This is a genomic window from Paraburkholderia sp. A3BS-1L, assembly GCF_051125215.1.
Lineage (GTDB): Bacteria > Pseudomonadota > Gammaproteobacteria > Burkholderiales > Burkholderiaceae > Paraburkholderia.
In genome coordinates, this window is record NZ_CP120444.1 from 534377 (window position 1) to 552280 (window position 17904).

General features: G+C 63.6%; 15 protein-coding genes. 7 read left to right on the plus strand and 8 right to left on the minus strand.

The window, feature by feature from the left end:
* Positions 1–13: 13 nt before the first annotated feature.
* From P5W99_RS27570 to P5W99_RS27580, 3 genes are all read right to left on the minus strand, one after another.
* Positions 14–967: an ABC transporter permease gene (locus P5W99_RS27570; protein ID WP_421027939.1), complete on the minus strand. Its 954-nt coding sequence runs from the start codon at positions 965–967 to the stop codon at positions 14–16.
* 49 nt (positions 968–1016) lie between these two features.
* Positions 1017–2603, minus strand: coding sequence for an ABC transporter substrate-binding protein (locus P5W99_RS27575; protein WP_421027940.1), 1587 nt, complete (start codon positions 2601–2603; stop codon positions 1017–1019).
* Between the two features lie 291 nt (positions 2604–2894).
* Complete coding sequence (locus P5W99_RS27580) at positions 2895–3563, minus strand: haloacid dehalogenase type II (protein WP_434665304.1); 669 nt, start codon at positions 3561–3563, stop codon at positions 2895–2897.
* 454 nt (positions 3564–4017) lie between these two features.
* On the opposite strand from P5W99_RS27580, the gene P5W99_RS27585 reads away from it, so the two are divergent.
* The 5 genes from P5W99_RS27585 (at position 4018) to P5W99_RS27605 (ending at position 9528) form a co-directional block, all read left to right on the plus strand.
* Positions 4018–4878 carry a GNAT family N-acetyltransferase gene (locus tag P5W99_RS27585; RefSeq protein WP_421027942.1) on the plus strand — a complete coding sequence of 287 codons (861 nt, stop codon included), beginning with the start codon at positions 4018–4020 and terminating at the stop codon, positions 4876–4878.
* Between the two features lie 10 nt (positions 4879–4888).
* Complete coding sequence (locus tag P5W99_RS27590) at positions 4889–5815, plus strand: 2-hydroxyacid dehydrogenase (RefSeq protein WP_421027943.1); 927 nt, start codon at positions 4889–4891, stop codon at positions 5813–5815.
* Between the two features lie 159 nt (positions 5816–5974).
* A complete protein-coding gene (locus tag P5W99_RS27595; RefSeq protein WP_421027944.1) occupies positions 5975–7375 on the plus strand; it encodes an aspartate aminotransferase family protein in 1401 nt (466 codons plus the stop codon).
* Positions 7376–7459: 84 nt separating this feature from the next.
* On the plus strand, positions 7460–7951 hold the full coding sequence (locus P5W99_RS27600; RefSeq protein ID WP_421028052.1) for an Lrp/AsnC family transcriptional regulator: 492 nt from the start codon (positions 7460–7462) through the stop codon (positions 7949–7951).
* Between the two features lie 104 nt (positions 7952–8055).
* On the plus strand, positions 8056–9528 hold the full coding sequence (locus P5W99_RS27605) for an NAD-dependent succinate-semialdehyde dehydrogenase (protein WP_421027945.1): 1473 nt from the start codon (positions 8056–8058) through the stop codon (positions 9526–9528).
* A gap of 146 nt (positions 9529–9674) precedes the next feature.
* On the opposite strand, the gene P5W99_RS27610 is transcribed toward P5W99_RS27605, so the two are convergent.
* A complete protein-coding gene (locus P5W99_RS27610; protein ID WP_434665307.1) occupies positions 9675–10079 on the minus strand; it encodes a RidA family protein in 405 nt (134 codons plus the stop codon).
* A 200-nt stretch (positions 10080–10279) separates the two neighbouring features.
* Between P5W99_RS27610 and P5W99_RS27615 the strand changes: the two genes are divergently transcribed.
* Both P5W99_RS27615 and P5W99_RS27620 read left to right on the plus strand, forming a co-directional pair.
* Entirely contained in the window at positions 10280–11200 is a 921-nt protein-coding gene (locus tag P5W99_RS27615) for a LysR substrate-binding domain-containing protein (RefSeq protein ID WP_421027947.1), read from the plus strand.
* A gap of 138 nt (positions 11201–11338) precedes the next feature.
* Positions 11339–12469 carry a DSD1 family PLP-dependent enzyme gene (locus P5W99_RS27620; RefSeq protein WP_434665310.1) on the plus strand — a complete coding sequence of 377 codons (1131 nt, stop codon included), beginning with the start codon at positions 11339–11341 and terminating at the stop codon, positions 12467–12469.
* Positions 12470–12696: 227 nt separating this feature from the next.
* On the opposite strand, the gene P5W99_RS27625 is transcribed toward P5W99_RS27620, so the two are convergent.
* The 4 genes from P5W99_RS27625 to P5W99_RS27640 form a co-directional block, all read right to left on the minus strand.
* Positions 12697–13920: a multidrug effflux MFS transporter gene (locus P5W99_RS27625; RefSeq protein ID WP_434665312.1), complete on the minus strand. Its 1224-nt coding sequence runs from the start codon at positions 13918–13920 to the stop codon at positions 12697–12699.
* Positions 13889–15580: a fatty acid--CoA ligase gene (locus tag P5W99_RS27630; RefSeq protein WP_421028053.1), complete on the minus strand. Its 1692-nt coding sequence runs from the start codon at positions 15578–15580 to the stop codon at positions 13889–13891. The genes P5W99_RS27625 and P5W99_RS27630 overlap by 32 nt, the downstream gene beginning before the upstream one ends.
* 220 nt (positions 15581–15800) lie before the next feature.
* Positions 15801–16547, minus strand: a complete 747-nt coding sequence (locus P5W99_RS27635; RefSeq protein ID WP_434665315.1) for an SDR family NAD(P)-dependent oxidoreductase — start codon at positions 16545–16547, stop codon at positions 15801–15803.
* Between the two features lie 127 nt (positions 16548–16674).
* Entirely contained in the window at positions 16675–17874 is a 1200-nt protein-coding gene (locus P5W99_RS27640) for a porin (protein ID WP_434665317.1), read from the minus strand.
* Between the last annotated feature and the right edge of the window lie 30 nt (positions 17875–17904).

Below are 17904 nucleotides of genomic sequence, written 5' to 3' on the forward strand. Positions count from 1 at the left end.
AAGGACGAAACACTCAGCTGCGCAGTCGCGGGTTTGACACGATCGAGCACAGATCGGCGAACAGCACGAGTGTCAGGTAAGCGACGCAGAAGATCAGCGTGCAGGCCTGAACCAACGGGAAATCACGGTTGCCAACGGCATCGACCATCAGGCTGGCGAGGCCGGGATAATTGAAGATCGTCTCGACGACGATCACCCCGCCGAGCAGATACGACAGGCTCAATGCGATCGCATTCGCGATTGGACCGATCGCGTTCGGCAGCGCATGACGCAGCACGACCCGCGCGGGGCTCGCCCCCTTGAGCACGGCCATTTCGACATACGACGCGCTCAGCTGCTCGATCACCGCGGCGCGCGTCATCCGCGCCATCTGCGCGATCACGACCGCGCACAGCGTCAGCACAGGCATGGCATACGCACGCAGGAAATCGTGCACGCTGTCGATCGGGCCGCCGTACGACAGCGCGGACAACCACCGCAGCTTCACCGCGAACACGAGCACCGCGACCGTCGCGATCAGGAATTCCGGCGTCGCGACGAGAGACAGCGTGCCGAGGCTGATCACTCGATCGATAGCCGACTCGCGCTTGACTGCAGCGACGATGCCGAGCAGCAGCGCGATCGGCACCGACACGGCGGTCGTGATTGCCGCGAGCGCGAGCGACTTCGGCAGGCGTCCGCCGATCATCTCCGACACCGGCATATCGCCGGACAGCGAACGGCCGAAATCGCCGTGCAGCAGCCCCGCGAGCCAGTGCAAGTAGCGCACGTGCGCCGGCAGGTCGAGGCCGAACTGCTGGCGCAGCGCGGCGATCGTCTCCGGCGTCGCCGACTGGCCCAGCGCGGCCTGCGCGGCGTCCCCCGGCAGCAGGTTCGTGATCGTGAAGATGATGGCGGACACGATCAGCAGCGTCAGTGCGGTTACCGCGATGCGCCGGCCGATCAGCGCGACGAGGATTCGGTTCATGAAGCAAGACTCCCGAAAAAGCCGCGCGCGGCGGCGGCAAGCGACGGCGTCAGGCGTTCCACCACACGTACTCGGCGAACATGCCGCCCATCATCGGGCCGGTGGGGATCGAACCGAGGCCCCCGAGCCGCTTGTCGTACCCGTCGAGGAAACTGATGAACGCGGGGATCCCGACCCGGCCCTGCTGCGACACGATCGTCTGCATCTCGCCGTACATCTGCTTGCGTTTCGCATCGTCGGTCTCGGAGCGAGCGGCAAGCAGCAATTGGTCGAAGTTCGCGTTGTTCCAGCCCGACTCGTTCCACGGCGCGTCCGACTTGAAGAACTGCGTGAACAGCACATCGGCACTCGAGCGCGGGTTGATGTTGCCGAAACCGAGCGGATGCTTCATCCAGTGGTTCGACCAATAGCCGTCGGCCGACACGCGGTTCACCTGCAGGTTCAGGCCGATTTTCTGGCCGGCCTGCTGCAGCAGCACGGCCATCTCGATCGAGCCGTTCGCGTCGGACGTCGCATAGATCGGCGGCAGCGTGGTACCAAGCGCGCCGGCCTTCTGGAACAGGAATTTCGCCTTGTCCGGGTCGTGCGGCCGCTGCGGCAGCGACGCGTTGAAGTAGCGATGCCCCGGCGGAATCGGCTGGTCGTTGCCGATCACCGCGTAGCCGCGGAACACGGCCGAGCGGATCTGTTCGCGATCGAACAGGTACTTCATCCCTTCGACGAAATCGGGGTTCGCGGTAATCGGGTTCTCGCTACGCACGATCAGATCGGTATACAGGCCCGACTTGGTTTCCTTCAGCGCATAGCCCGGCGTGGATGCGACCCGCTGCGTCGAGCGCGGATCGATCGCGTTGATCAGGTGCACGTCGCCCGAAAGCAGCGCATTCAGCCGCGCTGCGCTGTCGCTGATGCCGATCAGCTCGATCTCGTCGAGATGCGGCATGCCCGGCTTGAAGTAGCTGTCGTTGCGCACGCCGACCGTCGACACGCCCGGCTTGAACGTCTTCAGCTTGTAGGGGCCGCAGCCGATACCGGTCGAGAAATCGGTCGTGCCGTCCTTGACGATCACGAACTGCGGCGTCGCGAGGATCACCGGCAGGTCCGCGTTCGCGCTGGCGAGCGTGAGCGTGACTTCGTCTGGGCCGCTCGCCTTCGCGTCCGCGAACTGGTCGGCGAGCGTCTTGACCTTCGACGCGGTGGTCGGGTTCTTGTGGCGCATCAGTGAAAACACCACGTCGGCCGGTCCGACCGGTTTCCCGTCGTGGAACGTGACCCCCTTGCGCAGCTTGATGACCCACGTCTTCGCGTCTGTCGTGTGCAGCGACTCGGCGAGATTCATCTGCGGCGTCAGGCTCTGATCGAGTTGCGTGAGACCGCTATAGAACATGAAGAAGCGGATGTAGTCCGCGCCCGTCGAGCCCTTGGCCGGATCCAGCGTATCGGCCGTCGAACTGGCATCGTTCGCGACCCGGATCTTGCCGCCGCGCTGCGGCGCGGGCGCGGCGAAGGCAGTCCGGGGGTTCACCAGCAGTCCGCCGGCGCCGGCGGCCATCATGCCGCTCGCCGCCATGACCCGCATCATGTCGCGGCGCGTGAAGCCACCGTTGCCGCCGCCGTTGTCGATATCGTCGCTCATCCGAACTGCTCCTGACTGTTGTAAGTGGATCGTGGGGTCCAGCGTGGTTCTTCAACCCCGCCGCGCCCGCTTGCTGGTGGCGGGCGTGACGTCGTGCGCATGCGATTCATTTAAGCACCGCCAAAATGCGGCTTGTCGCGATTCGGGCCGCCCTCACGATATGAATCGACCGTTTTGAGCCATCCGCGCAGCATTGTTTGCTGCGTGCGCGCATGTATCGCCGTTTGCCGAACGCAGAATGACGGCTGCCGCCTGTTAACCGTTCGGTACAGAATTCGGCGCAAGCGCCGCTTACAGCCCGAGCTGCGTCGCGAGATGGCCGATGTCCGACACTTCGTAATAGTTGTAGAAAGGCGTGCCCGGCTCGTGGCCGCGATTGACGAACGCCTTGTGCTTGATGCCGAGATCCTCGGCCGTCATCAGGTCGTAGCGCAGGCTCGACGACACGTGCAGCACATCCTCCGGCTTGCATCCGAGCTTGTCGAACATGTATTCAAAGCCCCGCATCCGCGGCTTGTACGACTGCGCCTGCTGTGCGGTGAACACCGCATGGAACGGCGCACCGAGCTTGTCGACGTTGCTCATGATCTGGTCGTCCGACGCGTTCGACAGGACCACCAGCCTGTACTTCGTCGCGAGCCGCGACAGACCCGCGGGCACGTCCGCGTGCGGACCCCAGGTCGGCACTGCCAGATAGAAGCGCTCGGCTTCGGCTTCGTCGAACTTCACGCCGACCCGCGCGCAGGTGCGCCGGATCGCATTGACGACGACGTCGCGAAACGGCTTCCACGCGCCGAGCACCTCGTCAAGCCGATAGGCGGCGAACGCGCGCACGAACTGTTCGAGCGCGACCGGCGACAGCCTGTCCGCGTAGACCTCGCGCGCCATCTCGGCCATTCGGAAGTGGATCAGCGTGCCGTAGCAGTCGAACGTGATGTACTTCGGTTCAAATTGAATCATGGTGACGTCCTGTCGGTGTGAAGCCCCGGCAGGGCCGGGGACGGGCTGGGTTCAACGAAATTGAATCAGGGCAATAAGTCGTTCGCGCATCGTTCGGCGCGGCTCCAAACGCAGAATCGTCGCGTATTGCACGCAGCGAGCAGCACGATCTGCCGCGGCCGGACGAAGCGCTGCCGTGGCCTTCGCGGTCCTGCCGCGCGGCCTCCAGCGGTGCGGCATGGCGACGAACGACGACGCCACCATGCTTGCATCGTAGTGGCATGCGCGCAGCAGAAGCTGCCGGATCGATGCGCCGCGGTGGCACGAAACGCGCGTTCGTCGGCACCGGGCGCGCCGGATTGCATTGATTTCGAACGCGCGGCCACTGCCGCGGCGAAACAGGCGAATCGTCCTATCCGGGCCGCACCGGCGCTGGCAGAGTGAGGACGTCATTTCTACCGCTTTGGAGTCCGGCGTGGCCGACCTCAATCCTTCCCGCACGCTTATCTATCGCCCGTTCACCGAAACCGACCTGCCCGCCGCGCATCGACTGTCGGAGGCGGTCAAGTGGCCGCACCGGCTCGACGACTGGCGCTTTGTGTTGCAACTCGGCAGCGGCTTCGTCGCCGAGGACGAATCCGGCGTCGTCGGCACCGCCCTCGGCTGGCCCTTCGGCGACGCGCACGCGGCGCTCGGCATGGTGATCGTGTCGCCCGGGCATCAGGGCCGCGGCATCGGCCGCGAACTGTTCTCGCGCGTTCTCGACAGCCTCGGCACGCGCACGATATTCCTGCATGCGACGCCGTCCGGAGAACCGCTCTACGCGAAGTTCGGCTTCAAAGCGATCGGCACGATCGATCAGCACCAGGGCGCGGCGTTCCAGCCGCCGCTGATCTCCCTGCCGCCGGGCGAGCGCCTGCGCCCGCTCGGAATCAACGACGGCCCGCGCCTGGCCGCGCTCGCATCGCGCGCGGCCGGCTACGAGCGCGGCGCGGTGATCGACGCACTGCTCGACTTCGCAAACGGGATTGCGCTCGATCGCGATGGCGAACTGCTCGGCTTCGCGCTCTTTCGCCGTTTCGGCCGCGGACATGTGATCGGCCCGGTGATCGCGCCTGACGCGCTGCGCGCGCAGGCGCTCATCAGCCACTGGCTCGCGCTGCACGAGGGCATGTTCCTCCGTCTCGACGTGCCGGGCGACAGCGGGCTGTCGGACTGGCTGCAGGGGCTCGGCCTGCCGCGCGTCGATACCGTCGTCGCAATGGCACGCGGCGCTGTGCCCGCCCGCGAACCAGCGCCGCGCGCGTTCGGGATCGTCAGCCAGGCGCTCGGCTGAGCATTACGGGATGAGTTTCCTGTACAAATCCGACCCGGTACGGGGCGCGCAATGGGCTCAGCGCTTCGCACAAAAAGCGCCCGACCTCGCGTTCCGGATCTGGCCCGACATCGGCGATCCCAACGCCGTCCGCTATCTTGCCGCGTGGCAGCCGCCGGACGACCCCGTAGCACTGCTGCCGAACCTCGAGGTCGTGTTTTCGGTGGCGGCCGGCATCGACCAGTTCGATCTGTCGAGCGTGCCCGCGCATATCCCCGTCGTGCGGATGATCGAGCCGGGCATCGTCGAAGGCATGGTCGAGTACGTGACGCAGGCCGTGCTGACGATCCACCGCGACCTGTTCGACTACGCGGCGCAACAGCGCGCGCAGGTGTGGGGCGAGAAGCCGGTGCGCGCGGCCGCGTCGCGCCGCGTCGGCGTGCTCGGCATCGGCACACTGGGGCAGGCCGTGCTCGACATGCTGCGCCGCTTCGGTTTTCCGTGCGCCGGCTGGAGCCGCACCCCGCGCACGCTCGACGGCATCGACTGCTACGCGGGCGACGCGGCGCTTGATGCGTTCCTCGCCCGCACCGACCTCCTGATTTGCCTGCTGCCGCTCACCGAGAGCACGCGCGGGCTGCTCGGCGCGCGCGTGTTCGACGCGCTGCCGGCCGGTGCATCGCTCGTGCAGGTCGGGCGCGGCCCGCAGCTCGACGCGGCCGCGCTGCTCGCGGCGCTCGACGGCGGCCGGCTAGACAGTGCGATCCTTGACGTGACCGATCCGGAGCCGCTTCCGGCAGGCCACCCGTTCTGGACGCATCCGCGCATCCGGATCACACCGCACATTGCCAGCGCAACGCGGCCCGGCACCGCGGTCGACGCCGTGCTCGCGAACATCGCGCGCCATCGCGCAGGACAGCCGATGATCGGCGTGGTCGACCGCGCGCGCGGCTACTGACGCGCGCGCTGCCCAGCGGGGCGTACAGCAGAAAATGCGGAAGCGTCCCGTGCAAACGCCGTGTCCATACGTTTCAGGCCGCAAATTGAAGGCGCATGCGGATTTCTCGCCCGGTAGCATGAACTCACCGCTGACAACCGACGAGAGTCCCGCCCCGCCATGAACCAAGCCGAGCTGATCGAAGCCGATCGTCAACACCTGATCCACCCCGTCGTCAACTATCGCGCCCACGAGGCGCGCGGCGTCACCATGCTCGAGTCTGCGGAAGGCGTGTTTCTGCGCGATGCCGAAGGCCATACGCTACTCGACGCATTCTCGGGCCTGTGGTGCGTCAACGTCGGCTACGGCCGCGACAGCATCGTCAAGGCCGCGGCCGCGCAGATGGCGAAGCTGCCGTACGCGACCGGCTATTTTCATTTCGGCTCGCAACCCGCGATCGAGCTGGCCGACCGGCTCGCGTCGCTCGCGCCGCCGTCCCTGAACCGCGTGTACTTCACGCTCGGCGGCTCGGACGCGATCGACTCCGCCATGCGTTTCATCACGCACTATTTCAACGCGACCGGCCGCCCGTCGAAGAAGCAGATGATCGCGCTCGAACGCGGGTATCACGGTTCATCGTCGATCGGCGCCGGCCTTACCGCGCTGCCGGCGTTCCACCGCCACTTCGACCTGCCGCGCGCGGACCAGCACCATATTCCGTCGCCCTACCCGTACCGCCACCCGCTCGGCGACGATCCGCAGGCGCTGATCGCCGCGTCGGTCGCCGCGCTCGAGGCCAAAGTCTCGGAACTCGGCGCGGACAACGTCGCGGCGTTCTTCTGCGAGCCCGTGCAGGGCTCCGGCGGCGTGATCGTGCCGCCGGCCGGCTGGCTGCGTGCGATGCGCGACGCGTGCCGGCGCCTCGGCATCCTGTTCGTCGCCGATGAGGTGATCACCGGCTTCGGCCGCACCGGGCCGCTGTTCGCATGCGAAGCCGAACGGGTCGACCCGGACCTGATGACCGTCGCGAAGGGGCTGACCGCCGGCTACGCGCCGATGGGCGCAGTGCTGATGTCCGACGAAATCTACGAAGGCATTGCAGGCAGCCGGTCAGAGTCGGCCGTGGTCGGACACGGCTACACGTATTCCGCTCATCCGGTCAGCGCGGCGATCGGCCTCGAGGTGCTGAAGCTCTATCACGAAGGTGGACTGCTCGCGAACGGCCAGGCGATGGGGCCGCGCTTTGCCGCGGGACTCGACGCGCTGCGCGCGCATCCGCTCGTCGGCGATGCGCGTTCGATCGGCCTTCTCGGCGCGCTCGAACTGGTGGCCGACAAGGCGAGCAAGACGCGCTTTGACCCGGCGCTCGACTTGCCCGACAAGATTGCCGCCGCCGCGTATGCGAACGGCGTGGTGTTCCGCGCCTTCAGCGACGGCGTGCTCGGTTTCGCGCCGGCACTGAGCTTCACCGCGGGCGAGTTCGAGCTGCTGTTCGAACGCGTGCGCAAGACGCTCGACGACGTCCTGGCCGATGCGGCCGTGCAGCGCGCGCTGGACGTCGCGCACTCGCAGCCAGCATGAGCCAGTATGGGAAGCCGGGCTTGTGGCGGCCAACGTTCGACTCTAAAGTAACCAGACATTCCATTTTCGCCTTTTCACGTGAACATTACGGACAGCAAGCTGGATCGCATCGACCTGCGCATCCTCTCCCAGTTGCAAAAGCGCGGCCGCATGACCAACGTCGAGCTGGCCGATGCGGTCGGGCTATCGCCCAGTCCATGCCTGATCCGGGTGAAGCGGCTCGAGAAGGCCGGCTACATCGGCGGCTACGGCGCGCACATCCAGCTCGAGAAACTCGGCGACGTGCAGGTCGTGTTCACCGAGGTCACGCTGGCCGACCACCGGCGCGAGGACTTCGACCGTTTCGTCGCTGCGATCCGCAACGTCGACGAGATTGTCGAGTGCCACCTCGCGAGCGGTGGCTACGACTATCTGCTGAAGTTCGTCACACGCAGCGTGAGCCATTACCAGACGATCGTCGAAGGGCTGCTCGAGCAGAACATCGGCATCGAGAAGTATTTTAGTTACGTGATCATCAAGTCGCCGTTCGTCAAACGGCACTATCCGCTCGAATCGCTGTTCGGCGAACGAAACTGACGGTCGATGTGCGCACCTGCAACGCGGCAGCCCGCTGTCCGCGCGGGAGTCGCGCGCCCGCACCGCCGCCGTCGTCGCTGGATCGCTTCATCCAAGGACCTGCCATGCCGCTTACGCTGACCCGAACCGAACTCCTGCGCTCCGCCAACCTGATCGACGGCACATGGCGCGACGCGCTCGACGGCGCTCGCTTCGACGTCGTCGATCCGGCGACGCTCGAGACCGTCGCCCACGCCCCCGACAGCGGCGCGGCCGACGCGCGCGCCGCGGCCGACGCGGCCGCACGCGCGCTCCCCGCATGGCGCGCGACGCCCGCTCGCGAACGCGCTGCGATCCTGCGCGCCTGGCACGCGGCAATCGTCGCGCACACCGACGATCTCGCGAAGCTGATGTCGCGCGAACAGGGCAAGCCGCTCGCGGAGGCGCGCGGCGAAGTCGCCTACGGCGCATCGTATGTGCTGTGGTTCGCAGAGGAAGCAACGCGTACGTACGGCGACATCATTGCGCAGCAGCAGCGCGGCAAGCGGCTGAGCGCGGTCAAGGAGCCGATCGGCATCGTCGCCGCGATCACGCCGTGGAATTTCCCGCTCGCTATGATCGCGCGCAAGATCGCGCCCGCGCTCGCGGTTGGCTGCACGGTGGTCGCAAAGCCTGCGGAGGACACGCCCCTGACCGCGCTCGCGCTCGCGTTCCTCGCGCAGGAAGCCGGCGTGCCGCCCGGTGTGCTGAACATGATCGCCGCGTCGCGCGAGCGCGGCATCGACGCGGTAGCCGATTGGCTCGCCGACGGCCGCGTGCGCAAGATCACGTTCACCGGATCGACGCCCGTCGGCAAGCTGCTCGCGCGTGAGTCGGCCGCGACGCTGAAGAAGCTCTCGCTCGAGCTCGGCGGCAATGCGCCGTTCATCGTGTTCGACGACGCTGAGCTCGATGCCGCGGTCGACGGATTGATGGCGGCCAAGTTCCGCAACGGCGGCCAGACCTGTGTGTCGCCGAATCGCGTGTACGTGCAGACCGGCATTTACGATGTATTCGCCGCGAAGCTCGCCGCGCGCGTGGCAGAGCTGAAGGTCGCGCCCGCGACCAATCCGGCCGCGCAGATCGGCCCGATGATCAACGCGCGCGCGGTCGACAAGATCGCGCGTCATGTCAGCGACGCCATCGAGCGCGGCGCACGCGTGCTCGCGGGCGGCAAGCGTCTGCCCGAACTCGGGCCGAACTACTACGCGCCGACGGTGCTCGCCGACGCCACCGCCGACATGCAGCTCACCTGTGAGGAAACCTTCGGTCCGGTCGCCGCGCTGTTTCCATTCGACACCGAGGACCAGGCCGTCAACGCGGCGAACGACACGCCGTTCGGGCTCGCTGCGTATTTCTACACGCAGGACTTAAGGCGGATCGCACGCGTGTCGGCGCGGCTCGAGACGGGCATCGTCGGGATCAACGAGGGGGCGCTCGCGAGCGAGGCCGCGCCGTTTGGCGGCGTGAAGGAATCGGGCTACGGGCGCGAAGGCTCGCGCTACGGCCTCGACGACTACTTGTCGATCAAGTACCTGTGCCAGGGCGGGCTCGACTGAGTCGCGCCGAATCCGTGATTCCGCCGCCCTACCAGCGCCGGATATCAGGATTCGCCGCCAAGAGAGGAACGTTCACAACGGATTCCATCTCCATTAATCCGTTCTACAAAATATTTGAGTTCCACCGCGAGCGCAACCACTGGGGGCTATACAACTGCAACCGCCTCGATCTCGATCTTCAGACCGAAGTGCAGTGCCGGAACCGGCACGACGGCGCGAGCGGGTCTCGCATCGCCGGCCCAGCGCGCGTAGATCTCGTTGAAACTCGCCCAATGCCCGACATCGACGATATAGACGCGGACCTGGGCCAGTTTCTTGACGTTGCTGCCTGCACCGACAAGCGCGGAAGACAGATTTGCCAAAACCTGCTTGGCCTGCGCTTCAAAAGAGCTGTCCGTGAGTTTTCGGCCGGTTGCGTCGATCGGAAGTTGACCCGATACAAAAACCAGGCCATTTGCAATTGAAACGTGACTGTAGTGGCCGCCCGGCGTTGCCAGCCCAGCGGGGTTCATCGTTCGAGGGTACTGCGTACCGTGTTCATACTGATCCATAAAGTCCACTTTAAGTACAATAAACCGGCAGGCGCGCTGCGCCGTGCCAGGCGGGAAGGCTGTCAGTTTTAGAGTCGCCTCGCCAGTCCGCCTCCAGTGTGGATCGGCCCACGGCGGTTGCCAGCTGACGCGACGTACTATAGAAATAAATATCTTGGTCGTGTTTAATAACTGATGAATCCGTCGTTAGCGAGTTCTTAATGCTTCAGCTCGAAGACATGCAGTTGCTCCGTGCGCTTGGCGTATCAAAGTCGCTTGCGGCCGCGGCCAGGTTACTGGATCTAACGCCGCCCGCGGTTACGGTACGTCTTCAGCGCATAGAAGAACGTATCGGGGTGAGCCTTGCGACACGCGCAGCCAGAGGCATTTCTCTCACTGAGGAAGGCCACCGCTTCGTTCAGGAAGCGATCGAAATCCTGGAGCGGATCGAGTCCATTGCGTCCCGCGTCTCGGGAAAGGCGAGCGGTGTTAGCGGCCATTTACGCGTCGTAGCACCGTTCGGGTTCGGCAGGGAATACGTCGCGCCGCTCGTTCGGGACTTGCATCGCTCGCATCCCAATTTGGGGATTTCGCTGGTTTTGTTCGAAAGTCCGCTCGCTGCCGCGTCGGGCGCCGACGTAGTCATTTCGATCGGCCACATCAAAGGATCGTCTTGGGTAGGACATTACCTGGCCCCGAACGAGCGCTTCCTCTGCGCGAGCCCCGCTCTTGCATATAGCTTGTCACAGCTTAAGCATCCGTCCGAACTCACCCGCCACGCGTACCTGACGCTACGAGAAAACGACGAAGACGTGACGCGTCTGCGTTTCAGTCAATACGACGCCAAAGGCAAACGCATCAGCAAGGCCGTAACGGTTCGCCTGAACAGCATTTTGTCTTCGAACGACGGCACCGTGGTGAGGGATTGGGCGGTTGACGGCCTCGGCGTTGTCGCGCGATCCGAATGGGATTGCGCACGGCTAATCACCGAGGGAAAGCTAAAGCGCGTGTTGCCGGCATGGCGCCTTGAACCCGCACCGGTAATAGCCCTGACGCCCACGCGTCAGGGCTTGACCATCCGTCAGCGCGTGTTTTTGGAAGCCGCGAAGCAAGCCTTCGACCCAGTGCCCTGGCGGAATTGACTCAGCATTGAACGTTGCTTAAAGGTGGATTTATCGGTCATTAAGCACAAGTTCGCAGCGAACTCCTATAGTGGCTTTTCTTCACGCGCGAGGTTGGCATCGAACATCGATCGCGCGAATACTCGCCAGGAGTTACAGATGAACTTGGAGTCATTGAACACCCCCGCAGCGTTGATCGATGTGGTTCGCATGCACCGCAACATCGAACGGATGCAGCGACGCATGAATGCGCTCGGCGTGAATTTCCGGCCGCACGTCAAGACAACCAAATGCGAGCAGGTGGTCACCGCGCAAATGAAGGCCAGCGCACACGGTATCACGGTGTCCACGCTCAAGGAAGCCGAACAGTTCCTGGCACGCGGCATCCGCGACATCGTATACGGAGTGGGCATGGCCCCGACGAAACTCCCGCAGGCACTGGCGCTGCGCCGGCAAGGCTGCGACCTGAAGATCGTTGCCGATAGCGTCGTATGCGCCGAAGCCATCGTTGCATTCGGGCGGGAACACAATGAACGGTTCGATGTGTGGATCGAGATCGACGTGGATGGCCATCGCTCGGGCATTGCACCCGAGGATGACACGCTTCTCGCAGTCGCAGCGACGCTTTCCAACGGCGGGATGCATCTCGGCGGCGTCTTGGCCCACGCGGGTTCCAGCTATGACTACGACACGCACGAGGATCTCGTCCGCATCGCGGAACAAGAACGTTCGCGCTGTGTGCGCGCCGCCGAGCGCATTCGCGCGGCCGGCCTGCAGTGTGACGTCGTCAGCATCGGATCGACGCCGACAGCGCTGGCCGCCGAACATCTGGAAGGCGTGACGGAAGTTCGCGCTGGCGTCTACGTGATGTTCGATCTCGTCATGCATAACGTGGGCGTCAACGACACGTCAGAGATTGCATTGAGCGTATTGACTACTGTCATCGGCCACCAAAGCGAGAAAGGCTGGGCCATCGTCGATGCGGGCTGGATGGCAATGAGCCGCGACCGGGGTACTCACCGCCAGAAGCGCGATTTTGGCTACGGCCTCGTCTGCCTCGAAAACGGGGAGGTGGCAGGCGGATATGTGATGAGCGGCGCGAACCAGGAGCACGGCATAGTGTCCCGGTCAGGAACGCCAGATCACGACATCGAGCAGCGCTTCCCAATCGGGACACGTCTGCGCATCCTGCCCAACCATGCGTGTGCCACCGGCGCGCAGCATCCCGTCTATCAGGCCGTCGGTCCTGACGGAAGAGTCGAAACCTGGCCACGCTTCTATGGCTGGTAAGAGATAACGCCATTCCCCGTTGACAATCCAGTCCGGACACGGGAACTCGCCCTGCGAGTGCTCTTACCTGCGGGCGGCGCTGGATAAGCAGCGGATTGTCGCACTGCATCGCCCCCAGCCGTTCATCTCCAGCCTGTTCGCCACCGAAACGTAGTCCGACGGCATGATCGCGCGGGACCACCGGACTTATTGTGTGAGATGAGGCAACCGGCAACCTCGCAGGTTGCTCAGTCGGAGTCCCCATAGCGCCTTGCGATGCAGAACATCAACAGGCCAAAACACTGCAAAACCGCCATTCCAAGAGCCATGCAGAGGGTGCTGTCGAGCAGCATGGGAACCAGCAGGGCCGAGGACAGGAAGTTGCCAAACTGCTGCACGGTGACGTAGCAGCTTGACGCCAGGCCGCGTCTCTCCGGAAAGCAATCCAGCGCGAGAACCATCAGGAACGGCTGTGTCATCATCATGCCAAGACCAAAAACCGGTAGCGCCACCAGCGCCCACGGCATCGGTGACGCGTGCATCGCGTTGACGCCGATGTTGATCCCACCGGCCACGACCATCACGAGATGGCCAAGCAGCACATTGCGCGCCGCACTGCCATGCCCGGCGGTACGGTGGGCGACTGCGGCGCCGGCGACCAGTCCCACCACGATCGGAATGAAAAGGTAGCCGAACGACTGCTCTCGAAGGCCGAGATGCTTCACGACGAAGGTCGGCGCGGAGAGGACATAAAGGTAGATTCCGAGATTGACCGCTGCGTTGGCGAGCGCTAGCGCAACAAAGCGCGGCTTCGCGAACAACGCGCCATATGCGCGCGCAACCGGGACGGGATGCAGCGGATGCCGGCGCGCCGGCGGCAGCGTCTCCGGGACGAGAAACCAGCTGATCACGACGAGCGATGCCGACAGGAATGCGAGGAAAAGGAAAATGCTGCGCCAACCCGTCCACAGCAGCAGCCACCCGCCACAGACGGGCGCGATAGCGGGTGCGAGCGCGAAGATCATAGCGACCAGTGCCATGATTTTCTGCGCCTCGGTTCCGTGGAAGACGTCGCGCACCATCGCCCGGCCAATGATGACGCCGGCCCCGGCACTCATGCCCTGCAGGGCACGACCGGCGTAGAGCAGCGATATGCCCGGGGCGGCCGCGCACATCAGCGATCCAACGGTGAACAGCACGTTGCCGGCAAGAATCATCCCGCGGCGGCCGACCGCATCAGAGATCGCCCCATGCCACGGCACCATCAGCGCGAAAGGCAGAAGGTAGGCTGACAACGACTGCTGGATGTGAGCGGGTGTAGCGTGCAGCGCCTGCGCCATGATGGAAAATGCCGGCAGGTACGTGGCGATCGCGAACTGTCCAAGCATCGAAAGCCCGGCAACGAGCACGATGATCGTCCGGGTGTGAAAACCTTGCGGTTCAATCTCTGCCGTAAAGGGCACGTTCGACATTCACAGACTCCAGCTTCATGTTGTCCTCAGGTTCGCATTCAGCCCACTTGCGTATGGCCTTCTTGTCGATCTTGCCTACGCTCGTCTTGGGTATTTCCGTCACGACCGAAATCCGGGGCTCTTCGGGAACGGCATACCGGCTGATGCGTTTTGCGTCGACATAACGCAGCAGATGCTGGCGCACATCGCCGGGGCCGAGCACGCTCCCATCCCGGCACACCACTACGACGAATGGACGCTCTCCCCACTTGTCATCCTTGACGCCGACCACTGCACATTCCTGCACGTTCGAAAGTTCGCCAATCAACCCTTCGATCTCGATCGAAGAAACCCATTCTCCGCCAGTCTTGATCACGTCCTTGATGCGATCGACGATCTGCACATGACCGTCCGGCGTCATGACCGCGACGTCCTGCGTGTGCAGGTAGCCGCCGGCCCACAGCGCCTCGGACGCCTCCGGCTGATTGTGGTACCCCTGCGTGAGGAACGGCGCTCGCAGGACGATTTCACCCGGCGTCTTGCCGTCACGCGGCACGTCGTGCATGTCGGCATCGACGATGCGGAGTTCCACCATCGGCGATGCCCGCCCCGTCATGCAACGCCTGCGGATGTTCTCGTCCTGATCGGCCGGAGTGCTGCCGGGAGGAAACTGCGATAGCGCCACCGTCGGACCCGTTTCCGACATTCCGTAGCCCGCAAATACGTCGATGCCGCGCTCGACGGCGGCGCGGCATAGCGCGGGTGACAGCGCCGAACCCCCTATGATGATTTTCCAGCCCTGCAGATCGGCACCCTCACGGGCAGCGGCATCGAGCAGCATCTGCAGGATCGTGGGCACGCAGTGCGAGAAAGTCACCTTCTCAGTCTTTTTGAGGTCCAGCAGCATCTCCGGCACATAGCGTCCGGGCAACACGATACGCAGTCCGAGCAGCACCGCCACATACGGCAGGCCCCATGCCAGCACGTGAAACATCGGCGTGATCGGCATGTACACGTCTTCGCGGTGCAGCCGCTGCCCATCGTGCGGAGAACACAGAGTCATCGCGCTCGTCATCGCGTGCAGCACGATTTGCCGGTGGCTGTAGTAGACGCCTTTCGGATCGCCCGTGGTGCCGGAAGTGTAGAAAAGCGCCGCACGCGTGTTCTCGTCGAACTCGCAAAACGCAAATTCCGGCGAGGCTTGCTCGAGCAGCGCATCGTACTCGCCTGCGACGGGGAGCGTGCTCGACGGCATCGGGTTGCCGTCGGCCAGCACCAGCACTTGGCGCACGTATTTCAATTCCGTCTGGATCTGTTCGAGCACGGCCAGGAAATCCATGTTCGCGAGCACGACTTCGGCCTTCGAGTCGTTCAGCGCATACGCGATCTGCTGGGGCGACGTGCGTACATTGACGGTCAAGAGTGTCGCGCCCATCATCGGAATCGCGAAGTAGCTTTCGAGGTAACGGTGACTGCACCAGTCCATCACGGCAACGGTGCTCCCGTGCCGCACACCGAGCACCTCGAGCGCGGAAGCGAGCTGTCCAACGCGTTTGCGCATGTCGGCAAACGTGTAACGCAGCTTGTTGCGGTAGGTGATCTGCTGTCCTGAACTCAGGCTCAGCGAATTCAGCAATAGCTGCTTGATGAGCAGCGGGTAAGCGTATGCCGAAGGCGTCATAGCAATCAAGCTATCTGGTTTATCGATCGCCTGCACGAGAGGTTCCTCCGTCTGGAATCGGAAAATTGCCGCGTCCTTGCGCGACTTGTCGATTCGTGACACAACCTCCAGGAGGGCTCTGCCTGAAGGTTGCGATGAACTATCTACACTACCTCGCCAGCGCGGCATTCCGCGCAGCGTTGTCCCTTAACGGCCCAACCAACGTTGCGTCGTCGAGTCTTCACATCGCTGTCTTGCCGCCGTTCACGTGAATGATTTGACCGGCGATATACCTCGACCGATCCGACCCAAGAAACACAATCGCATCGGCCACCTCCTCGGGGGTTCCGATACGCCCAGCCGGTATTGTTGCCGCAACCATTTCGAACTTATCGGTACCACCCGCAATGCGCTCAAGCATCCCTGTATCGATCGGCCCCGGAGCCACGGCATTCACCCGGACGTTTGACTTGCTCGCCTCGAGCGCCGCTGACTTCGTCAACCCCTCGACTGCGTGCTTGCTGGCCACGTACATTGGATTGAGTGCATTGCCACGACTTCCCATCGTGGAAGAAAGGTTGACAATGGCACCGCAGTTTTGCGCAAGCATCACCCGCAGTTCGCGCTTCATGCTCAGGAATGTTCCCAAAACGTTCGCATCGAATGTGGCTGCATAGGATTCGACTGTCTGCCCGACGATCGGCCCAGGTGTGCCCTCCGTTCCTGCACTGTTCACCGCCACATCGAGTCGACCGAAACGGGAGACGACAAAGTCGATGAGATTGGCGACCTCGGCCTCCTTGCTCACATCGGCGGCCACGAAATCGGCCTCTGCCCCCATCTCGCGAAGTTCGGCAACGAGCACAGCGCCCGCGGCCGCGTTACGGCCGGAGCAGACCAGCCGGGCCCCATCGCGGGCAAAGGCAATGGCTGTCGCACGGCCGATGCCGGCAGTGGCCCCGGTAACAAGCACAATCAAAGGATTCACATAACCTCCAGCAGTGAGTAAATATTCGCTTGCCGCAGCATTCCAGCGGCATCGGAACAGAATGTGGCCACCAGCTACCGACGGCCGCTTACCAACGTTCCCTTACAACAAGTCGCTCAAGTAGTCGTCAGAATGTATGACGAAGCCCGATCATCGCGCCTGTCGTGTTGCGTCCCGGCGCAGGTGGCGCACCGTACGCGAGTTCCTGATTCATCGCGCCGCGATTGGACACGTAGCCGAAGTCCGCATGAAGCATCGTCGATTTGGAAAGCATGTAGAGGGCGCCCAGAATGTAGGCGGTCGACTGGTTTTTCGAGTGCTTCTCGTCGCGCACGTAATACACGCCCGACGTCACACCAAATGCGGGAGAAAACTGGTAGCCGAGGCCACCCGTCCACATGTCGAAATCCCCAGACGTTGCACCAAACGCAGGATTGCCGTTCTCGTACGCGGGTTGCCGGCCGTTGCTGAAAGAGCCCGAAACGGAGAAGCCACGCCAAACGTACTTTCCACCGAAATAGACAAAGCGGTTGTTGTCCAGACCGGTTGCCGGAACGGCAGGCGTCGCCGGGTAGGTCGGCAGGAACGGGTTGGTGTCGTGTGCGTTGTAGTAGACCGCCGCGAGATTCAGGCCGTAGTTCGAGTATCTGAGCACTGCGGACTCGTGGGACCCGGCCGAGAAATTACCAGGGATGCCACCGAACGCGTACTCCAGCGAAACCGATGCACCATAGAAGGACGGGGAATTGTAGACAATTGCATTGCTGTCATACAGCGAACCTATCGTCCCGTTTGTACTCGTGCCGGGCCAGCCGGTGGAGGTTAGCATCGACAACCAGGCGGTCAACACGCTGCCGAAGAATTGTGCGCCGCGCACGTCCGTATCGGAGAACGCATACGCCATAGGGGCAAACTGGCGACCGGCGTTTAATGTGCCGAATGGGCCGGACACCCCGACGCTTGCCACCTGGTTGAAAATTGCGGCAGCGCCTGGCGTGTCTGAGAGCTGTAACCTTCCCGTCCCGCTGTCGAACGATCCTTGCAGCTTGAAGTTGATCGCATAGCCACCGCCGACATCCTCCCTTCCGACCATCCCGAGGATGCTGGAGAACATACCACCGTCCTTGTAGCGGACGACCGAACCCCTGTTGGGATTGACAGCCGGATGAGGTGCGAAACTGGTTGCCGAAGTGGTTTGCCAGAGCAGGGATGAATCCACCGCCCCGTACAAAGTAACCGAGGACTGCGCGTGTGCGACACCGGCGCTGACGATTAGCGCAGCAGGGATCTTTGTTTTCCACGCAATTTTGGAATCCATATTAATCATATGGTTAAATCAGTAGTGATGCAAACAAAT

Bases quoted from the DNA above. Each gene is read 5' to 3' on its own strand.
- P5W99_RS27570 (WP_421027939.1), bottom strand. From the start codon at position 967: ATGAACCGAATCCTCGTCGCGCTGATCGGCCGGCGCATCGCGGTAACC.
- P5W99_RS27575 (WP_421027940.1), bottom strand. From the start codon at position 2,603: ATGAGCGACGATATCGACAACGGCGGCGGCAACGGTGGCTTCACGCGC.
- P5W99_RS27580 (WP_434665304.1), bottom strand. From the start codon at position 3,563: ATGATTCAATTTGAACCGAAGTACATCACGTTCGACTGCTACGGCACG.
- P5W99_RS27590 (WP_421027943.1), top strand. From the start codon at position 4,889: ATGAGTTTCCTGTACAAATCCGACCCGGTACGGGGCGCGCAATGGGCT.
- P5W99_RS27595 (WP_421027944.1), top strand. From the start codon at position 5,975: ATGAACCAAGCCGAGCTGATCGAAGCCGATCGTCAACACCTGATCCAC.
- P5W99_RS27605 (WP_421027945.1), top strand. From the start codon at position 8,056: ATGCCGCTTACGCTGACCCGAACCGAACTCCTGCGCTCCGCCAACCTG.
- P5W99_RS27610 (WP_434665307.1), bottom strand. From the start codon at position 10,079: ATGGATCAGTATGAACACGGTACGCAGTACCCTCGAACGATGAACCCC.
- P5W99_RS27615 (WP_421027947.1), top strand. From the start codon at position 10,280: ATGCTTCAGCTCGAAGACATGCAGTTGCTCCGTGCGCTTGGCGTATCA.
- P5W99_RS27620 (WP_434665310.1), top strand. From the start codon at position 11,339: ATGAACTTGGAGTCATTGAACACCCCCGCAGCGTTGATCGATGTGGTT.
- P5W99_RS27625 (WP_434665312.1), bottom strand. From the start codon at position 13,920: ATGTCGAACGTGCCCTTTACGGCAGAGATTGAACCGCAAGGTTTTCAC.
- P5W99_RS27630 (WP_421028053.1), bottom strand. From the start codon at position 15,580: ATGACGCCTTCGGCATACGCTTACCCGCTGCTCATCAAGCAGCTATTG.
- P5W99_RS27640 (WP_434665317.1), bottom strand. From the start codon at position 17,874: ATGATTAATATGGATTCCAAAATTGCGTGGAAAACAAAGATCCCTGCT.